General features: G+C 66.0%; 13 protein-coding genes. 10 read left to right on the forward strand and 3 right to left on the reverse strand.

Going from position 1 to position 14,827, the window contains the following annotated elements; all coding sequences use genetic code 11:
- Positions 1–11: 11 nt before the first annotated feature.
- From ABIA30_RS12865 to ABIA30_RS12885, 5 genes are all read left to right on the forward strand, one after another.
- Entirely contained in the window at positions 12–1,262 is a 1,251-nt protein-coding gene (locus tag ABIA30_RS12865; RefSeq protein ID WP_370065815.1) for a DUF885 domain-containing protein, read from the forward strand.
- A gap of 133 nt (positions 1,263–1,395) precedes the next feature.
- A complete protein-coding gene (locus ABIA30_RS12870; RefSeq protein WP_370065817.1) occupies positions 1,396–2,868 on the forward strand; it encodes a glycine hydroxymethyltransferase in 1,473 nt (490 codons plus the stop codon).
- Positions 2,869–2,991: 123 nt separating this feature from the next.
- The gene (locus ABIA30_RS12875; protein WP_370065819.1) at positions 2,992–3,816 is read left to right on the forward strand and encodes an acyl-ACP desaturase; all 825 of its coding nucleotides are present in this window, start codon (positions 2,992–2,994) and stop codon (positions 3,814–3,816) included.
- Between the two features lie 195 nt (positions 3,817–4,011).
- Positions 4,012–5,337: a PhoH family protein gene (locus ABIA30_RS12880; RefSeq protein ID WP_370065821.1), complete on the forward strand. Its 1,326-nt coding sequence runs from the start codon at positions 4,012–4,014 to the stop codon at positions 5,335–5,337.
- Between the two features lie 84 nt (positions 5,338–5,421).
- Positions 5,422–6,294, forward strand: a complete 873-nt coding sequence (locus tag ABIA30_RS12885) for a polysaccharide deacetylase family protein (protein ID WP_370066310.1) — start codon at positions 5,422–5,424, stop codon at positions 6,292–6,294.
- A gap of 4 nt (positions 6,295–6,298) precedes the next feature.
- Here ABIA30_RS12885 and ABIA30_RS12890 read toward each other — a convergent pair whose 3' ends face one another.
- Positions 6,299–7,015 carry a phosphoadenylyl-sulfate reductase gene (locus tag ABIA30_RS12890; protein WP_370066312.1) on the reverse strand — a complete coding sequence of 239 codons (717 nt, stop codon included), beginning with the start codon at positions 7,013–7,015 and terminating at the stop codon, positions 6,299–6,301.
- A gap of 217 nt (positions 7,016–7,232) precedes the next feature.
- On the opposite strand from ABIA30_RS12890, the gene ABIA30_RS12895 reads away from it, so the two are divergent.
- Complete coding sequence (locus ABIA30_RS12895) at positions 7,233–7,592, forward strand: response regulator (RefSeq protein ID WP_370065823.1); 360 nt, start codon at positions 7,233–7,235, stop codon at positions 7,590–7,592.
- Here the strand turns inward: ABIA30_RS12895 and ABIA30_RS12900 are convergent, their stop codons facing one another.
- Positions 7,593–8,297: a response regulator gene (locus ABIA30_RS12900; protein WP_370066314.1), complete on the reverse strand. Its 705-nt coding sequence runs from the start codon at positions 8,295–8,297 to the stop codon at positions 7,593–7,595. It abuts the gene before it with no gap.
- A gap of 220 nt (positions 8,298–8,517) precedes the next feature.
- Between ABIA30_RS12900 and ABIA30_RS12905 the strand changes: the two genes are divergently transcribed.
- From ABIA30_RS12905 to ABIA30_RS12920, 4 genes are all read left to right on the forward strand, one after another.
- A complete protein-coding gene (locus ABIA30_RS12905) occupies positions 8,518–10,236 on the forward strand; it encodes an ATP-binding protein (protein ID WP_370065825.1) in 1,719 nt (572 codons plus the stop codon).
- A 204-nt stretch (positions 10,237–10,440) separates the two neighbouring features.
- The gene (locus ABIA30_RS12910; protein ID WP_370065827.1) at positions 10,441–10,662 is read left to right on the forward strand and encodes a hypothetical protein; all 222 of its coding nucleotides are present in this window, start codon (positions 10,441–10,443) and stop codon (positions 10,660–10,662) included.
- 179 nt (positions 10,663–10,841) lie between these two features.
- Positions 10,842–11,093, forward strand: coding sequence for a hypothetical protein (locus ABIA30_RS12915; RefSeq protein WP_370065829.1), 252 nt, complete (start codon positions 10,842–10,844; stop codon positions 11,091–11,093).
- 93 nt (positions 11,094–11,186) lie between these two features.
- Entirely contained in the window at positions 11,187–13,322 is a 2,136-nt protein-coding gene (locus tag ABIA30_RS12920) for an FUSC family protein (protein WP_370065831.1), read from the forward strand.
- An 89-nt stretch (positions 13,323–13,411) separates the two neighbouring features.
- On the opposite strand, the gene ABIA30_RS12925 is transcribed toward ABIA30_RS12920, so the two are convergent.
- Positions 13,412–14,824 carry a class II fumarate hydratase gene (locus ABIA30_RS12925; RefSeq protein ID WP_370065833.1) on the reverse strand — a complete coding sequence of 471 codons (1,413 nt, stop codon included), beginning with the start codon at positions 14,822–14,824 and terminating at the stop codon, positions 13,412–13,414.
- Positions 14,825–14,827 lie beyond the last annotated feature (3 nt).

Consider the following 14,827-nt stretch of genomic DNA (forward strand, 5'->3'; position numbering starts at 1 on the left):
CGTGGGCGACCATGAGCGCTGTGCCGGCCACCGATGGATTGATCCGCGAGTATCTGCTGCTCGGGTTGCGATTCGACCGGATCGAAGAGGGCTATGTCGACTCGTACACCGGCGACCACGCGGTGCGTCAGCAGGTGGCCGACGAGCCCGCGCCGGACCCGGCCGATCTGGCCCGTCAGGCCCGGCGGCTGTTGGGAGAGGTCGACGGCGCCGGGCTGACGCAGCAGCGTGCCGACTACCTGAAGGCCCACCTGCGTGCGCTGGAGTGTGCGGGCCGCAAGTTCGCGGGTGAGGACGTCGGATTCGTCGACGAGGTGCGGGCGTACTTCGACGTGTCGATCACCAAGGGGGACGAGGACCGCTACCGCGATGCGCATCGGCTGCTCGACGACGCGGTCGGCGGCTCCGGGCCGCTGGCCGAGCGGATGCAGGCCTACCGGGCCGGCGAGGAGATTGCGCCTGAGCGGCTCGAGGAGTGCATCCACGCGTTCTCGTCGGCGCTGCGTGACCGGGTGCGTGCGGAATTTCCGCTGCCCGAGACCGAGACCATCAACTACGAGGTGGTCACCGACAAGCCGTGGTCGGGTTTCAACTACTACGAGGGCAACTACCGCTCGACGGTCGCGGTCAATGCCGACCTCAAACAGCAGATGTCCAACCTCCCGAGGCTGGTCGCCCACGAGTCCTACCCGGGCCATCACACCGAGCACTGCCGCAAGGAGTCCGGGCTGGTCGAGCTGGGTGGGCAGGCCGAGCAGACCATCTTTCTGGTCAACACCCCGCAGTGCCTGATGGCCGAGGGTTTGGCGGACTTGGCGCTGTATGCCGTGGTCGGTGGCGAAGTGACGGGGAAGGGTCGTGGGGCGGCGGGGAACGGTGAAGGCTGGGGGTCCTGGGCTGCCGAAATCTACGCCGACCTGGGCCTGCGCTTCGATGGTGAACGCGCAGAAGCGATTTCGACCGCGAGCGCCGCGCTGGCCGATGTTCGTCAGGACGCCGCGCTGATGCTGCACGATGAGCATCGCGACGCCGACGAGGTGGTGGCGTTTCTGCAGCGCTGGACGCTGACCACCGAAGCCCGGGCGCGGCAGTCGATGCGGTTCCTGTCCTCGCCGCTGTGGCGGGCGTACACCTCGACCTATGTCGAGGGCTACCGGTTGCTGCGGGGCTGGCTCGACGCCCGGCCCGCCGACGTCTCGTTGACCGCGCGGTTCGGCCGGCTGCTCGATGAACCGCTGATGCCTTCGGCGCTCCGCGCCTGACTTTCACCCCGCACACGTGCGGGTCTGCGAAGGACACACCGTGCCGTGTGTGCACATTGCGAACGCCTGCGGCCGGCGGGCGTGCGCCGGTGGCCGATTCGGTGAGGAAACAGCCGCCGACTAGGCTGAACGCATGACCGCTGACGCTTCCGTGTCCAAGTCCGGCCTGGGTGCCGAGTACGCCGCTACATCCAGCGAGGCCTACCAGGCGGCCTTGCGGGTCATCGAGCAGGTAGAGCCGCGGATCGCTGACGCGACCCGCAAAGAGCTTGCCGACCAACGGGATTCGCTCAAACTGATCGCCTCGGAGAACTACGCTTCGCCGGCCGTGCTGCTGACCATGGGCACCTGGTTCTCCGACAAGTACGCCGAAGGCACTGTGGGGCACCGCTTCTACGCGGCCTGCCAAAACGTCGACACCGTCGAGGCGCTGGCCGCCGAGCACGCCCGCGAGCTGTTCGGGGCGCCGTACGCCTACGCCCAGCCGCACTCGGGCATCGACGCCAACCTGGTCGCTTTCTGGGCCATCCTGGCGACTCGTGTAGAAGCTCCGGGGCTCGCGGCCTTGGGTGCCAAGCACGTCAATGACCTGTCCGAGGCGGACTGGGAGACGCTGCGCAACAAGCTGGGCAACCAGCGCCTGCTGGGCATGTCGCTGGACACCGGCGGCCACCTCACGCACGGCTTTCGCCCGAACATCTCCGGCAAGATGTTCCACCAGCGCAGTTACGGTACCGACCCCGTCACTGGTCTGATCGACTACGACGCAGTCGCCGCCGCGGCCCGCGAGTTCAAGCCGCTGGTGCTGGTCGCCGGCTACTCGGCCTACCCCCGCCGGATCAACTTCGCCAAGATGCGGGAGATCGCCGACGAGGTCGGCGCCACCCTGATGGTCGACATGGCGCACTTCGCCGGACTGGTCGCCGGCAAGGTGTTCACCGGTGACGAGAACCCCGTCCCGCACGCCCACGTCACGACCACCACCACCCACAAGTCGCTGCGCGGCCCGCGTGGTGGTCTGGTGCTGGCCACCGAGGAGTACGCGCCGGCCGTCGACAAGGGTTGCCCGATGGTGCTCGGTGGTCCGCTGTCGCACGTCATGGCCGCCAAGGCCGTTGCGTTGGCCGAGGCCCGTCAGCCGGAGTTCCAGACCTATGCCCAGAATGTCGCCGACAACGCCAAGGTGCTGGCCGACGGTTTCTTGAAGCGGGGCGCGACACTGGTCACCGGTGGCACCGACAATCACCTGGTGCTGCTGGACGTGCAGTCGTTCGGGCTGACCGGACGCCAGGCCGAGTCGGCGCTGCTGGACGCGGGTGTGGTGACCAACCGCAACTCGATCCCGAATGACCCGAACGGCGCCTGGTACTCCAGCGGCATCCGCTTCGGTACCCCGGCGCTGACCACGCGTGGCTTTGGTGCTGACGAGTTCGACAAGGTCGCCGAACTGGTGGTCGACGTGCTGTCGAACACTCAGCCGACCGCAGCGTCGTCGGGCCCGTCCAAGGCCAAGTACACGATGACCGACGGCACCGCCGATCGGGTGCGTGCCGCGTCGGCCGAGATGCTGGACGCCAACCCGCTGTACCCGGGTCTTACGCTCTGACGCTCGGCGTTCAGCGGACATTTTCGTCGTCAAATCGGCGATACGTCCGCGTGAATTGGCACAAGCGTCAGATTCGGCGCGCCTGATTTCGGAAATGTGTGAATTCGGGTTACAGTTACTTTCATGGCTGAGAAACCGGTTGCCAACGCACTGACGCTCGAGCTCGAGCCGGTCGTCGACGAGAACCTCTCGCGGCACCTGAACTCCGAGGAAGCGTGGTACGCCCACGATTACGTGCCGTTTGACCAGGGCGAGAACTTCGCGTTCCTGGGTGGCACGGACTGGGATGCCTCCAGTGTCACGTTGCCGAAGTCGATCACCGACGCGCTGGAGATCCTGCAGATCACCAAGGACAACCTGGCCGGGTATCACCGTGAGCTGGTCGAGCACTTCATCCTGGAGGAGAAGTGGGGCCGCTGGCTGGGCCGGTGGACCGCCGAGGAGCACCTGCACGCCATCGCGATCCGTAACTACTTGGTGGTCACCCGCGAGATCGACCCCACGGCCAACGAGGACGTCCGCGTCGAGCACGTCATGAAGGGCTACCGGGCCGACAAGTTCAGCCAGATCGAGACCCTGGTCTTCATGGCCTACTTCGAGCGCGCGCACGCGGTGTTCACCCGCAATCTGCAGGCGCAGATCACCGAGCCGGTGCTGGCCGCCATGGCCGGCCGCATCGCCCGGGACGAGGAGCGGCACGAGGAATTCTTCGCCAACCTCGTCACGCATTGCCTGCAGACTCACCGCGACGAGACCGTCGCAGCCATCGGCGCCCGTGCCGCAGGCCTGGAGGTCATCGGTGCCGACATCGACGCCTACCAGGACAAGGTTCAGGTGGTCGCCGAGGCCGGAATCTTCGACGAGACCGCGCTCAAGGCCGTGGTCTCGGACCGCATCAAGGCATGGGGTCTGGCCGACGAAGCGTCATTGACACAATTCGTCATCTAGTAGTCACAGAACGGTCACGGCGCGCCGTCTGCGTGTAGTGGCGGCCAGGGGTAACGTCCCTGGTGATGGCTAGCGACACGCTCTGCTATCCGGGCGGTACCCGCAAAGTTCGAGAGAACGGGACCGGTCCCGGTCCAGGTTCCGCTGCGTCCCCCGAAAAGCTCGTGCGGGGCCGCGCGAGCCGAGGAGAGCCACGTGACTGATTCGTCTGTTCAAGCCGCAGTTCGTACTTATGTGCTCGACACCTCCGTGCTGTTGTCCGATCCCTGGGCCTGCACCCGGTTTGCCGAGCACGAAGTGGTTGTCCCGCTGGTGGTCATCAGCGAGTTGGAGGCTAAACGCCACCACCACGAACTGGGCTGGTTCGCACGCCAAGCGTTGCGACTGTTCGACGACCTTCGACTTGAACATGGACGACTAGATCAGCCGATTCCCGTTGGTACGCAAGGTGGTTCGCTGCAGGTTGAGCTGAACCACATCGATCAGTCGGTGCTGCCCACCGGCTTTCGGATGGACACCAACGACGCTCGTATCCTGGCCTGCGCTGTCAATCTGGCCGCCGAAGGCAAGCGAGTCACGTTGGTCAGCAAGGACATTCCGTTGCGCGTCAAGGCGGGCGCAGTCGGTCTGGCCGCCGACGAGTACCACGCCCAGGACGTCATCACCTCGGGTTGGACGGGCATGACCGAGATCGATGTGGCCAGCGACGCCATCGACACCCTGTTCGCCGACGGCGAGGTCGATTTGGAAGAGGCGCGGAATCTGCCGTGCCACACCGGAATTCGTCTGCTTGGTGGAAGCTCTCACGCGCTGGGCCGGGTCAACGCCGACAAGCGGGTGCAACTGGTCCGTGGTGATCGCGAGGTGTTCGGCCTCCGGGGAAGGTCAGCCGAACAGCGTGTGGCACTTGATCTTTTGCTCGACGAGTCGGTCGGCATCGTCTCGCTCGGCGGCAAGGCGGGTACCGGCAAGTCGGCGCTCGCGCTGTGCGCCGGCCTGGAAGCGGTGTTGGAGCGTCGCACCCAGCGCAAGGTCGTGGTGTTCCGGCCGCTGTACGCGGTAGGCGGTCAGGACTTGGGCTACCTGCCCGGCAGTGAGAGCGAGAAGATGGGCCCTTGGGCCCAGGCGGTTTTCGACACTCTCGAGGGGTTGGCAAGCCCGGCTGTGCTCGAAGAGGTGCAAGCCCGCGGCATGCTCGAAGTGTTGCCGCTCACACACATTCGCGGGCGCTCGCTGCACGACTCCTTCGTCATCGTCGATGAGGCTCAGTCGCTGGAACGCAACGTGCTGCTGACGGTGCTGTCGCGCCTGGGCGCCGGGTCGCGGGTGGTGCTCACTCACGACGTGGCTCAGCGCGACAACCTGCGGGTCGGCCGGCATGACGGCGTCGCCGCGGTCATCGAAAAGCTCAAGGGCCACCCGCTCTTCGCGCACATCACCTTGATGCGCAGCGAGCGGTCGCCGATCGCGGCACTGGTCACCGAGATGCTCGAGGAGATCAGCCCGAGCGCGCTGCCCTGATCTTCACCGGGATGTGGGCGCGTCTCGTCTCGCTCAGCGTGACGGAACGCGCCCACATCGCGCCGGTAAGCTGATCGGGTGCGATTGCGGCGTCCCGATACCCCTGCTTGGTCCTACTGGCGGACCGTGCTCGGCGTCTGCGCGGGCGTGGCGATCGTCATCATCGGCAGCATGACCGGTCACGTGGCCAAGGCCGACGAGGTGGACTGCAGCAAGTACAAGTGCATCGCGCTGACCTTCGACGACGGTCCCAGCCCGTACACCGATCGGCTGCTGCAGATCCTCAAGGACAACGACGCCAAGGCGACGTTCTTCGAGATCGGCAACAAGGTCGCCGCCAATCCTGAGGGTGCCAAACGGGTGGTCGAAGCGGGCATGGAGCTCGGTCAGCACACCTGGGAACACCCCAACATGACCACCATCCCGCCCGAGGACATCCCGTCGCAGCTGTCCAAGGCCAGTGACGCGATCGAGAAGGCAACGGGCCAGCGGCCCAAGCTGTTCCGCACCGCCGGTGGGCTGATCAATGACGCGGTGCTGGCTGAGGCCCGCAAGCAGGGGCTCGCCGACATCAACTGGGACGTCATCCCGTTCGACTGGGCCAACGACGCCAACACCGCAGCCACCCGCTACATGCTGATGACGCAGATCAAACCCAATTCGGTGGTGCTGTTTCACGACACCTATTCGTCCACGGTCGATCTGGTGCAGCAGTTCATCCCGGTGCTGAAAGCCAACGGCTACCACATGGTGACGGTCACCCAGATGGTCGGTGAGCGCCAACCCGGTACCAGCTACGGCAGCCGGGACAACGGCCCGCCGGTCAACGGGCTCAACGACATTCCGCCGGCCGAGATCCCGACGTTGCCCAACACCTTGTCGCCGGCACCGATGCCCAACTTCCGGATCACCGACATCCCCGGTGCCAATTCCGGCGGAGTCAACAACGGCCAATAGGCCTTCAGGATGCGTGCAGTCCGCACTCGGACTTGCCGCGGCCCTGCCAGCGACCACTGCGCAGGTCAGTGCCGGCCGTGGGCCGGGAGGTACACGGCGCGCAGCCGATCGACGGATAACCCTCGTACACAAGCGGATTGATCAACACGCCGAATTCTTCGACGTACGAATCGATGTCGTCGTCGGTCCACCGAGCCAGCGGGTTGACCTTGACGATGCCGAACTTCTCGTCGAAAGCGATCACCGGAGTCTGAGCGCGTTTTGGGGAGTCCGCACGACGGACCCCGGTCACCCAGCCGCAGTAGCCACGCAGCATCCGGGACAGCGGCTGTACCTTACGCAGACGGCAGCAGGCATCTGGATCGCTCGCGAACAGGTCGGTGCCAGACCGTGAATTTTGTTCGGCAACACTGTATTCGGGCCTGACGTTGATGAGGTTGATGTCGTAGGTGGCTTCCACCGCGTCGCGGGTGCCGATGGTCTCGGCGAAGTGATAGCCGGTGTCGAGGAACATGACGTCGACCCCGGGGCGTACCCGCGAGGCCAGATGTACCAGCACGGCGTCCTGCATGCTGGAGGCAATCACGTAGCTGCCGGCGAGATGCTCGTCCGTCCACCGCAGGATGTCGATGGCGTCGGCGCCTGCCAGGTCGGCCGCGCCTTGCACGGCCAATGCCCGGTAGTTGTCGGTGATCTTCTCTCGGGCGTCCGCCAGCCCCATCTCTGTCATCGCAGCTCCTGTACGTCTCGTGTTTCCAGCCTGTCGGCCGGCGGATCGGCTGTCGTCGCGGTTGGCCCCAGACTCCTGGTGGGGATAACCGCAGTAACTGCGACACGACGAGACACGGGCGCAAAGTTCGACGAGAATTCACCGTGGTGGGGATGCGCTGGACGCATCCCGCGATCCATGCTGGGGTGTGGTACTGCGAGGTCAACCCGTGCGGTGTGTGCTAGTCGATGACAACGACCAATTCCTTGATGTCGCGCGGCGACTTTTGGAGCGTGGTGGATTCGCGGTGGTCGGTACCGCGTCGACGTCAGCTGATGCGCTGCGTTCCGTCCGTGACCTGCGACCGGACGTGACGGTCGTCGACGTTCATCTGGGCAGCGAGAGCGGTTTCGACCTGGCCGAGCAACTCCGCCGGGACGCCGAAGACGGCGATTCCGCGGTCATCCTCACCTCGGCCACGCCGGAGCAAGAGTTCATCGAGCGCATCGAATCCAGTCCGGCGCTGGGATTTCTGCGCAAGTCGGCGCTGTCCGCGCAGGCTATTGCGCACCTGCTCGACCCGGAATGATCAGCGATCTGCCAGGAAGGTGATGGCGGCCAGTACCCGCCGGTGATCCTCCTCGGTATCAGGCAGGTTCAGCTTGGTCATCACACTGCGGATGTGCTTTTCCACCGTGCTTTCGGTGATCCACAGCCGTCGGCCGATCCCGGTGTTCGACCGTCCCTCGGCCATCAGTGCCAGCACCTCGCGTTCGCGTGTGGTGAGCTGCGCCAGCGGATCGTTGCGCCGCCGGGTGTTGACGAGTTCGGCCACCACGCCCGGGTCGACCACCACCGCGCCGCGTGAAATCTGTTGCAGCGCATCGACAAAATCTGCCACGTCGGCAACTCGACTCTTGAGCAGATAACCCAGACCCTCGCCGCGGGACACCAGCTCCAGGGCGAATTCGGTGTCCAGATGAGCCGAGAGCACCAGCACGCCGGTACCCGGTACCTCGTGCCGGATCGTCCGCGCCGCATCGAGTCCCTCGGTGGTGTGAGTCGGTGGCATCCGGATGTCCACCACCACCACGTCGGGCCGCTCGGCCTTGACGGTGTCGATGAGGGTTTCGGCATCGCGGGCCAGGCCGACGACCTCGAAACCCGATCGGCCCAGCAAGCTGGCCAGGCCTTCGCGGTAGAGCACATCGTCCTCGGCAACGACGACGCGCAGTGCCGCGGCCGGCTGATTCTCGTTGTCGTCGTGCCGGATCGGACTCTCTGTGCCGATCATCGGCTTGCCGGGTGTTGACAACGACACCGGCGTGATTCAACCCGTCGCATAGCGCCAGAGTACCCACGTGATCGGTGGTTGACGGTTCACAGCTCGCACTCACAGCCGAGAAACTCCATTGCACAACGAAACTCGCAGGATTCGCGGTTACCATCGGCCGCACCGATCGGCGGCCCCAATATTCTTGGTCTGTTCACCGCCTCGACGTCGGACGGAATCGATGAACCTGCCCAGACTTGAGCTCACTTCGCTGCTCAATCCCACCACCCCGCCGGCCTGGCTCGGCGCGCTGGTTGCGGTGGCATTCATCGGGGTCGAATCCGCGCTGGTGTACCTGCTCGGATTGGCCGACCCCGCTGAGCACTTGGGTGCGCTCTACGTCGTCGGCATCCTGGTTGTCGCCACCTTCTGGCGGCTGCCGCTGGCGATACTGACCGCAGCCTTCAGCGCCGTTGCCTTCGATGGCATGCGGGCCTTCGAGACCGGCGATACCGGCCATTTCATCCCGACAGAGAAGCACCACCTCGTGATGCACGCGAGCATGTTGCTGGTCGCGTTGGTGGCCAATGGCCTGGCCCACGGCGCCCGCGCGCGGGCCGAGGAAGCCGACCAGCGGCGGCGTGAAGCCGATCTGTCGGCGGAGCTGGCGCGGGTGATGCTGGGCGGCGTCGACCTGGACACCGGCCTGGATCTGGCGGCCCGGCGACTGGCCCAGGTGTTGCAGTTGCCCTGGGCCCGCATCGAGCGGGGCAAGGTCCGTGCCGGCGAGGGGCAGGTCGCGATCCTGCTGTGTGATCGGGATCAGGTGTTGGGCACTCTGTTGGCGCCCCGTCAGGTTCCCCACCGGACACTGCGCCGCCTGCGGGAACGGATCGTGCCGTCCCTGGAAGCGCTGCTGCGGGCTGCCTGCGACCGCGAGCGGATCAACAGCGCCATAGAGGCCAGTAACGACAAGCTGAGTGACCTGGCGGATCAACAGGCCGCGTTGCGACGGATCGCCACCCTGGTCGCCGAAGGTGTGCGGCCCACAAACGTTTTCGCGGCAGTGGTCGACGAGATCGCCCGGTGCCTGCACGTCGAAGGTGCCGCGCTGGTGCGGGACCGGCCTGACGGTGAGCCGGCACTGGTTGCGGGTCTGAGTGTGGTCGTGGAAGGCAGTTCAGATGCGGTGCAGGCTCCGATCATGGTCGACGGCCGATCGTGGGGCCGGCTGATCCTGGGGTCACCGCAGGCCTCGATGCCCGCCGACGCCGCGGACCGGGTCCGCGATTTTGCGGACCTGGCCGCCACCGCCATCGCCAATGCTGCGGCGCGCCAGGAACTTACCGCGTCGCGGGCCCGTATCGTCGCGGCCTCCGATGATGCGCGGCGCCGGCTGGAACGTGACCTGCACGACGGTGCGCAGCAGCGGTTGGAGACCCTCAAACTCGAGGTGCGGCTGGCCGAGGACTCGGTGCCCGACGGCTTGGCTGATCTGCGTGAGCAGATGGACCGGATAATCCGCGGGCTCACGGACGTGTCCGACGACCTGCACGAATTCTCTCGAGGCATCCACCCGGCGGTGCTCTCCAGCGGGCTGGCCGCGGCGCTGCGGACCTTGGCCCGGCGCTGCACCATCCCGGTCACGCTGGACGTCGACGTGCCGGGCCGTTTACCCGAGTTCGTCGAGGTCACCGCGTACTACGTTGTGGCCGAATCGCTTACCAATACCGTCAAGCACGCGCAGGCCGAGGAGGTGACGGCTTCGGCGCACCTGGACGGTGACAATCTGTATCTGGTGATCCAGGACGACGGGGTCGGTGGGGCCGACCCCGACAAGGGTTCTGGCTTGACCGGGCTCACCGACCGGGTGGAGGCCGTCGGCGGGCGGTTGCAGGTGGCCAGCCCTTACGGTGCGGGGACCACACTCTGGGTTACCTTGCCGCTGGCCGGGCACTGACCCAATAGCCCAACCACCGAACATGATTGGCGGATAACCGCCATCGACGGTGGGGAGTTCCGCACCCCGAGATGGGTTGCCAGCCGCGATGAATTCGTACTGCCGCTGGCGGACCGTGGACTGTGTGATCGCTGAAAGTTCCTGGGGGAGTCGCTCTCAGGGGCTGGTGGTCACGCGTGACGATGGTTCGCGAGAGGAAGCGTGATGAGAGCAAGTGCGTTGGCCGTGCTGGTATTGGCCTCGACGGTGGCGGGGGCAATCGCGTTGGCCCCGCTGTCTTCCGCGGCGGCGCTGTCGAAACACCCGGCAGAATCGAGCAGTTCGCAATCGAACGATCGGTCCCGGTCCGATGCCGGTCCGGCGTCGACCACTCCGGTGGTCAGCCCGCCATCGAGCCTGTTGAGCGGCCTGCACCACAATGCCTGACCTTCGCCCAGCCCTGTGGGGTGTGGTTGTCCGCTATCGGGTGGTGGGGATGGCCGCATGTCGGGGTTGGATGCCAGCAACGATGAATTAGCCACTCCAGCAAGGCAATCTGATTTCAGACTCCAGCGGTCGAAGGCGGCCGCCGAGCCGACGGCGAAAGTCGAGTGAAAGGACTTCAGTTGAGAATCAACAAGATTGCCATCGCGTCGCTATTGACGGGCGGTGCTGCCCTGGTCGCCATCGCGGCTGCGCCGTTGGCTCTCGCCGCGCCGCCGGCCGTCGGCCCCGGCTCGGGCAACGGTGGTTCTGTCATCCTGCCCCCGGGTGGACCGGCGGCTGTGTACCCACGCGATCAGCGCGTCGGGGGTGCTGATCCGTACACACCGTTCGGCAGCGATCCGTTCGTTCCGTTCGGTACCTGGACGCCCTGAGCCGGCGTCCGGGCCCGCAGGTTGGGTGGTGGACTGCGGTCCACCACCCACCTGCACTTCTGCCGTGAGTGTGTAGCGTCGTAACCCTTACGGGTGAGCACACACTCAACGGAAGAAGGTGGGATGCGTCCGGCGGAGCTACGAGAGCGGACGCTGAACTGGCTGATCGGCTCAGATCCGGGTCTGTTGCGCCTGCACACCACCATTCGCACCACGGTGACGCTGGTGGCCGTGTTGGTGGCGCTGACACTGCTCACCAAGGTGACCGGAGGGCCGGTGACCGTGGCGATGCTCGGGGTGGTCATCGCGATGCAGGCCGCGATGGCCGTCAACGATCCCGATCCGCGGCAGCAGAAGATCACCATGCTGCTGCTGCCCGTGTCGGCAAGTGCCGCGGTGACTGTCGCGGCGCTTCTGGCTTCCCACAAAACCGTCAGCGAGGTCGCCTTCGTAGCGGTGATCTTCGTCGCTGCGTACGTGCGCCGGTTCGGCAGTCGCGGGATGGCGCTGGGCATGGTGGCTTTCATGGCGTACTTTTTCGCGCTGTTCCTCGGCGCACAGGTTGCCGAAGTGCCGAAGCTGGTGTGCGCCATCGTGATCGGGACAGCGGGCAGCCTGCTGATCAGGTCCTATCTGATGCCGGATCGTCCTGATCGGGTGCTGCGGTACACCGTGTGGGCGTTGTGGCTGCGGATCGCAGCGGTCATCGATCTCAGTGCCGAAGCGTTGCGGTCGGGCGGCTATGACGACCGGCTGCGGCGCCGAATGCGCAGGCGGATAACGCAACTCAACGAAACCGTGGTGATGGTCGAGGATCAGCTTGCCAGCGGTGTGGAGGGGCTGTGGCCCGGCATCGATGACGACGTGCTGATCCTGCGGCTCTTCGATGCCGAACTCGGCGTCGAACGCTTGGCCGTGGCATGCGCGCGGGCGGGTGTGGTGGATGCGGGCGCACGTGCGCTGTTGACGGCGTCGCTGACCGAGCTGTCCGCGGCATCCAGCGGTCCGTCGGATGAGAACCTGGCCCGGTCGATCGCCCTGGCCGAAGAGGTCATGCACCGCACCGTCGACACCTCGGCCGAGGTCCGCTCGGTGGCGTTCGCGGTGCTCGGCATGGGCACGGCCATCACCGAGATGCGAGCGCTGGTGCGCGAGATCGACACGGCTTCCCCAGATGCGGTGGCCGACGATGATGCCACCGAGCCGTTCGGCATCGGTGATGACCCGGGTTCCGACGACGACGCCCAGGAGGCGGACCAGGGCTTGAATCCGGCCACCCGGCAGGCGATCCAAGCGTCCATCGCCGGCGGTCTGGCGATCGTCGCCGGCGAACTGGTATCGCCGGCTCGCTGGTATTGGGCGGTGATAACGGCGTTCGTGGTGTTCGCTGGAACCACCTCGCGGGGCGAAATCCTGACCCGGGGCTGGCAACGACTGTTCGGCACCATTTTGGGCGTGCCGGCCGGTGTTCTGGTGGCCGCCTTGGTATCCGGCCACCAGGTGGTCGCCCTGGTGCTCATCTTCGCCTGCCTGTTCCTCGGCTTCTACTTCCAGAAGGTTTCCTACGGCGTGATGATGTTCTGCATCACCACGATGCTGGCGTTGTTGTACGGCTTGATGGGGCAGTTCAGCGTGGGCGTGCTGGTGTTGCGTCTCGAGGAGACCGCGGTCGGCACAGTGATCGGTGTTGCGGTGGCGGCGTTGGTGCTGCCGACCAAGACCCTGGCAACGGCCCGGATCGGCGCTGAGACTTTTCTCGGCACGTTGTCAGAGGTCGTCGCCGCCTCGATAGCCGGCGACGGATCGGGCGCAACCGAATTGGCCCGGCGGCTGCACCGGGAGCTGCATGCGCTGCGGCTCAGCGCAAAACCGTTGACCGCGGGCATATTCGGGATCGGCGGGCGTGGCAGCGTACAACGGGCGATGCGGCTTTTGACGGTGTGCGACCATCACGCCCGGGTGTTGGCGCGGGCCGCCGACACTGCGCCGGGTCCGATGCCGCCGCGGCTGACCGAGTTTTTGGGCCAGGCGGGAACCGTCATCGGGCACAACATCGCGGCATTGCTGGAGAGCGAATCAGCAATCATGGTCGCGGCCATCGAATCTCTGGACGCCGCAGAGGTTTTGGTCTCCGGCCCGCGTCAGCATCGAGCGCTGCACGCGCTGCGTACGATCGATGGCGCGGTGTTCAACCTGGCGATGGAGGCGGGCCAGACTGCGGTCGCCTGATCGCGGCGGTGAGCCGGGCTGTCATGTGCAGCCAAAGACGAAGTGCCCCTTCCCAAAAGGAAAGGGGCACTTCGGTGCAGTAAAGAGGACTACGAGCCCGGCTTGACCTTGGCCATGGCCAGCACGTCCAGGCGCTTGTCCAGCTCGGCCTCGGAGAGCTTGTCGCCGATCAGGCCACGGTCGATCACCGTCTGCCGAATGGTCTTGCGCTCCTTGAGGGCTTCCTTGGCGACCTTGGCGGCCTCCTCGTAGCCGATCGCGGAGTTCAGCGGCGTCACGATGGACGGAGACGACTCGGCGAGCGTACGCAGATGTGCCTCGTTGGCGACCAGGCCGTCGATGCACTTCTCGGCGAACAGTCGGGACACGTTGGACAGCAGCGTGAAGGACTCGAGCACGTTGCGGGCCATCATCGGGATGTAGACGTTCAGCTCGAAGGCGCCGGACAGGCCGCCGACGGTGACCGCCGCGTCGTTACCGATCACCTGTGCGGCGACCTGGGTAACCGCTTCCGGCAGAACGGGATTCACCTTGCCCGGCATGATCGAGCTGCCCGGCTGCAGGTCCGGCAGCTGGATCTCGCCCAGGCCGGTCAGCGGGCCCGAACCCATCCAGCGCACATCATTGGCGATCTTGGTCAGCGAGACCGCGATGGTCTTCAGCGCGCCGGACGCCTCGACCAGCCCGTCACGGGCGGCCTGCGCCTCGAAAGAGTCGGTGGCGGTGCGCAGTTCGGCGATACCGGTGGTGACCACCAACACCTCGACCACCTTGGCGCCGAAGCCGTCGGGCGCGTTCAGGCCGGTGCCGACGGCGGTGCCGCCGATGGCCAGCTCGCCCAGGCGGGGCAGCGTGGCGCGGACCCGTTCGATGCCGGCCTCGACCTGGCGGGCGTAGCCGCCGAACTCCTGGCCCAGGGTCACCGGGACGGCGTCCATCAGGTGGGTGCGGCCGGACTTGACCACGGTCCGCCACTGGCGGGCCTTGACGGCCAACGCCTCGTGCAGCACCTCAAGGGCCGGAATCAAGTGGCGCACAGCGGCTTCCGTCGCAGCAATGTGCGTCGCGGTGGGGAAGGTGTCGTTCGAGCTCTGCGACATGTTGACGTCGTCGTTGGGGTGCACCGTCACGCCGTCACGGGCGGCGATCGAGGCGATCACCTCGTTGGCGTTCATGTTCGAGCTGGTGCCCGAACCGGTCTGGAACACATCGATCGGGAACTGGTCGTCGTGCTTACCGTCGGCGATCTCACCGGCGGCGGCGATGATGGCGTCAGCCTTCTCCGGGCCCAGCAGGCCCAGGTCCTTGTTGACCTGAGCGCAAGCGGCTTTGAGCAGTCCCAGTGCGCGGATCTGGGTGCGCTCCAGGCCGCGGAACGAGATGGGGAAGTTCTCCACTGCGCGCTGGGTCTGGGCCCGCCATAGGGCGTTGATCGGCACCCGGACCTCGCCCATGGTGTCGTGCTCGATCCGGTACTCACCTTCGACAGCGTTGTCGGCCATGTG

It is taken from the genome of Mycobacterium sp. MAA66, assembly GCF_041261665.1.
Taxonomy (GTDB): domain Bacteria; phylum Actinomycetota; class Actinomycetes; order Mycobacteriales; family Mycobacteriaceae; genus Mycobacterium.

Excerpts from the sequence above, each read along its gene's own strand:
- ABIA30_RS12910 (WP_370065827.1), top strand. The coding sequence starts at position 10,441 with ATGAGAGCAAGTGCGTTGGCCGTGCTGGTATTGGCCTCGACGGTGGCG.
- ABIA30_RS12890 (WP_370066312.1), bottom strand. The coding sequence starts at position 7,015 with ATGGGGCTGGCGGACGCCCGAGAGAAGATCACCGACAACTACCGGGCA.
- ABIA30_RS12900 (WP_370066314.1), bottom strand. The coding sequence starts at position 8,297 with ATGATCGGCACAGAGAGTCCGATCCGGCACGACGACAACGAGAATCAG.
- ABIA30_RS12905 (WP_370065825.1), top strand. The coding sequence starts at position 8,518 with ATGAACCTGCCCAGACTTGAGCTCACTTCGCTGCTCAATCCCACCACC.
- ABIA30_RS12925 (WP_370065833.1), bottom strand. The coding sequence starts at position 14,824 with ATGGCCGACAACGCTGTCGAAGGTGAGTACCGGATCGAGCACGACACC.
- ABIA30_RS12875 (WP_370065819.1), top strand. The coding sequence starts at position 2,992 with ATGGCTGAGAAACCGGTTGCCAACGCACTGACGCTCGAGCTCGAGCCG.
- ABIA30_RS12870 (WP_370065817.1), top strand. The coding sequence starts at position 1,396 with ATGACCGCTGACGCTTCCGTGTCCAAGTCCGGCCTGGGTGCCGAGTAC.
- ABIA30_RS12865 (WP_370065815.1), top strand. The coding sequence starts at position 12 with ATGAGCGCTGTGCCGGCCACCGATGGATTGATCCGCGAGTATCTGCTG.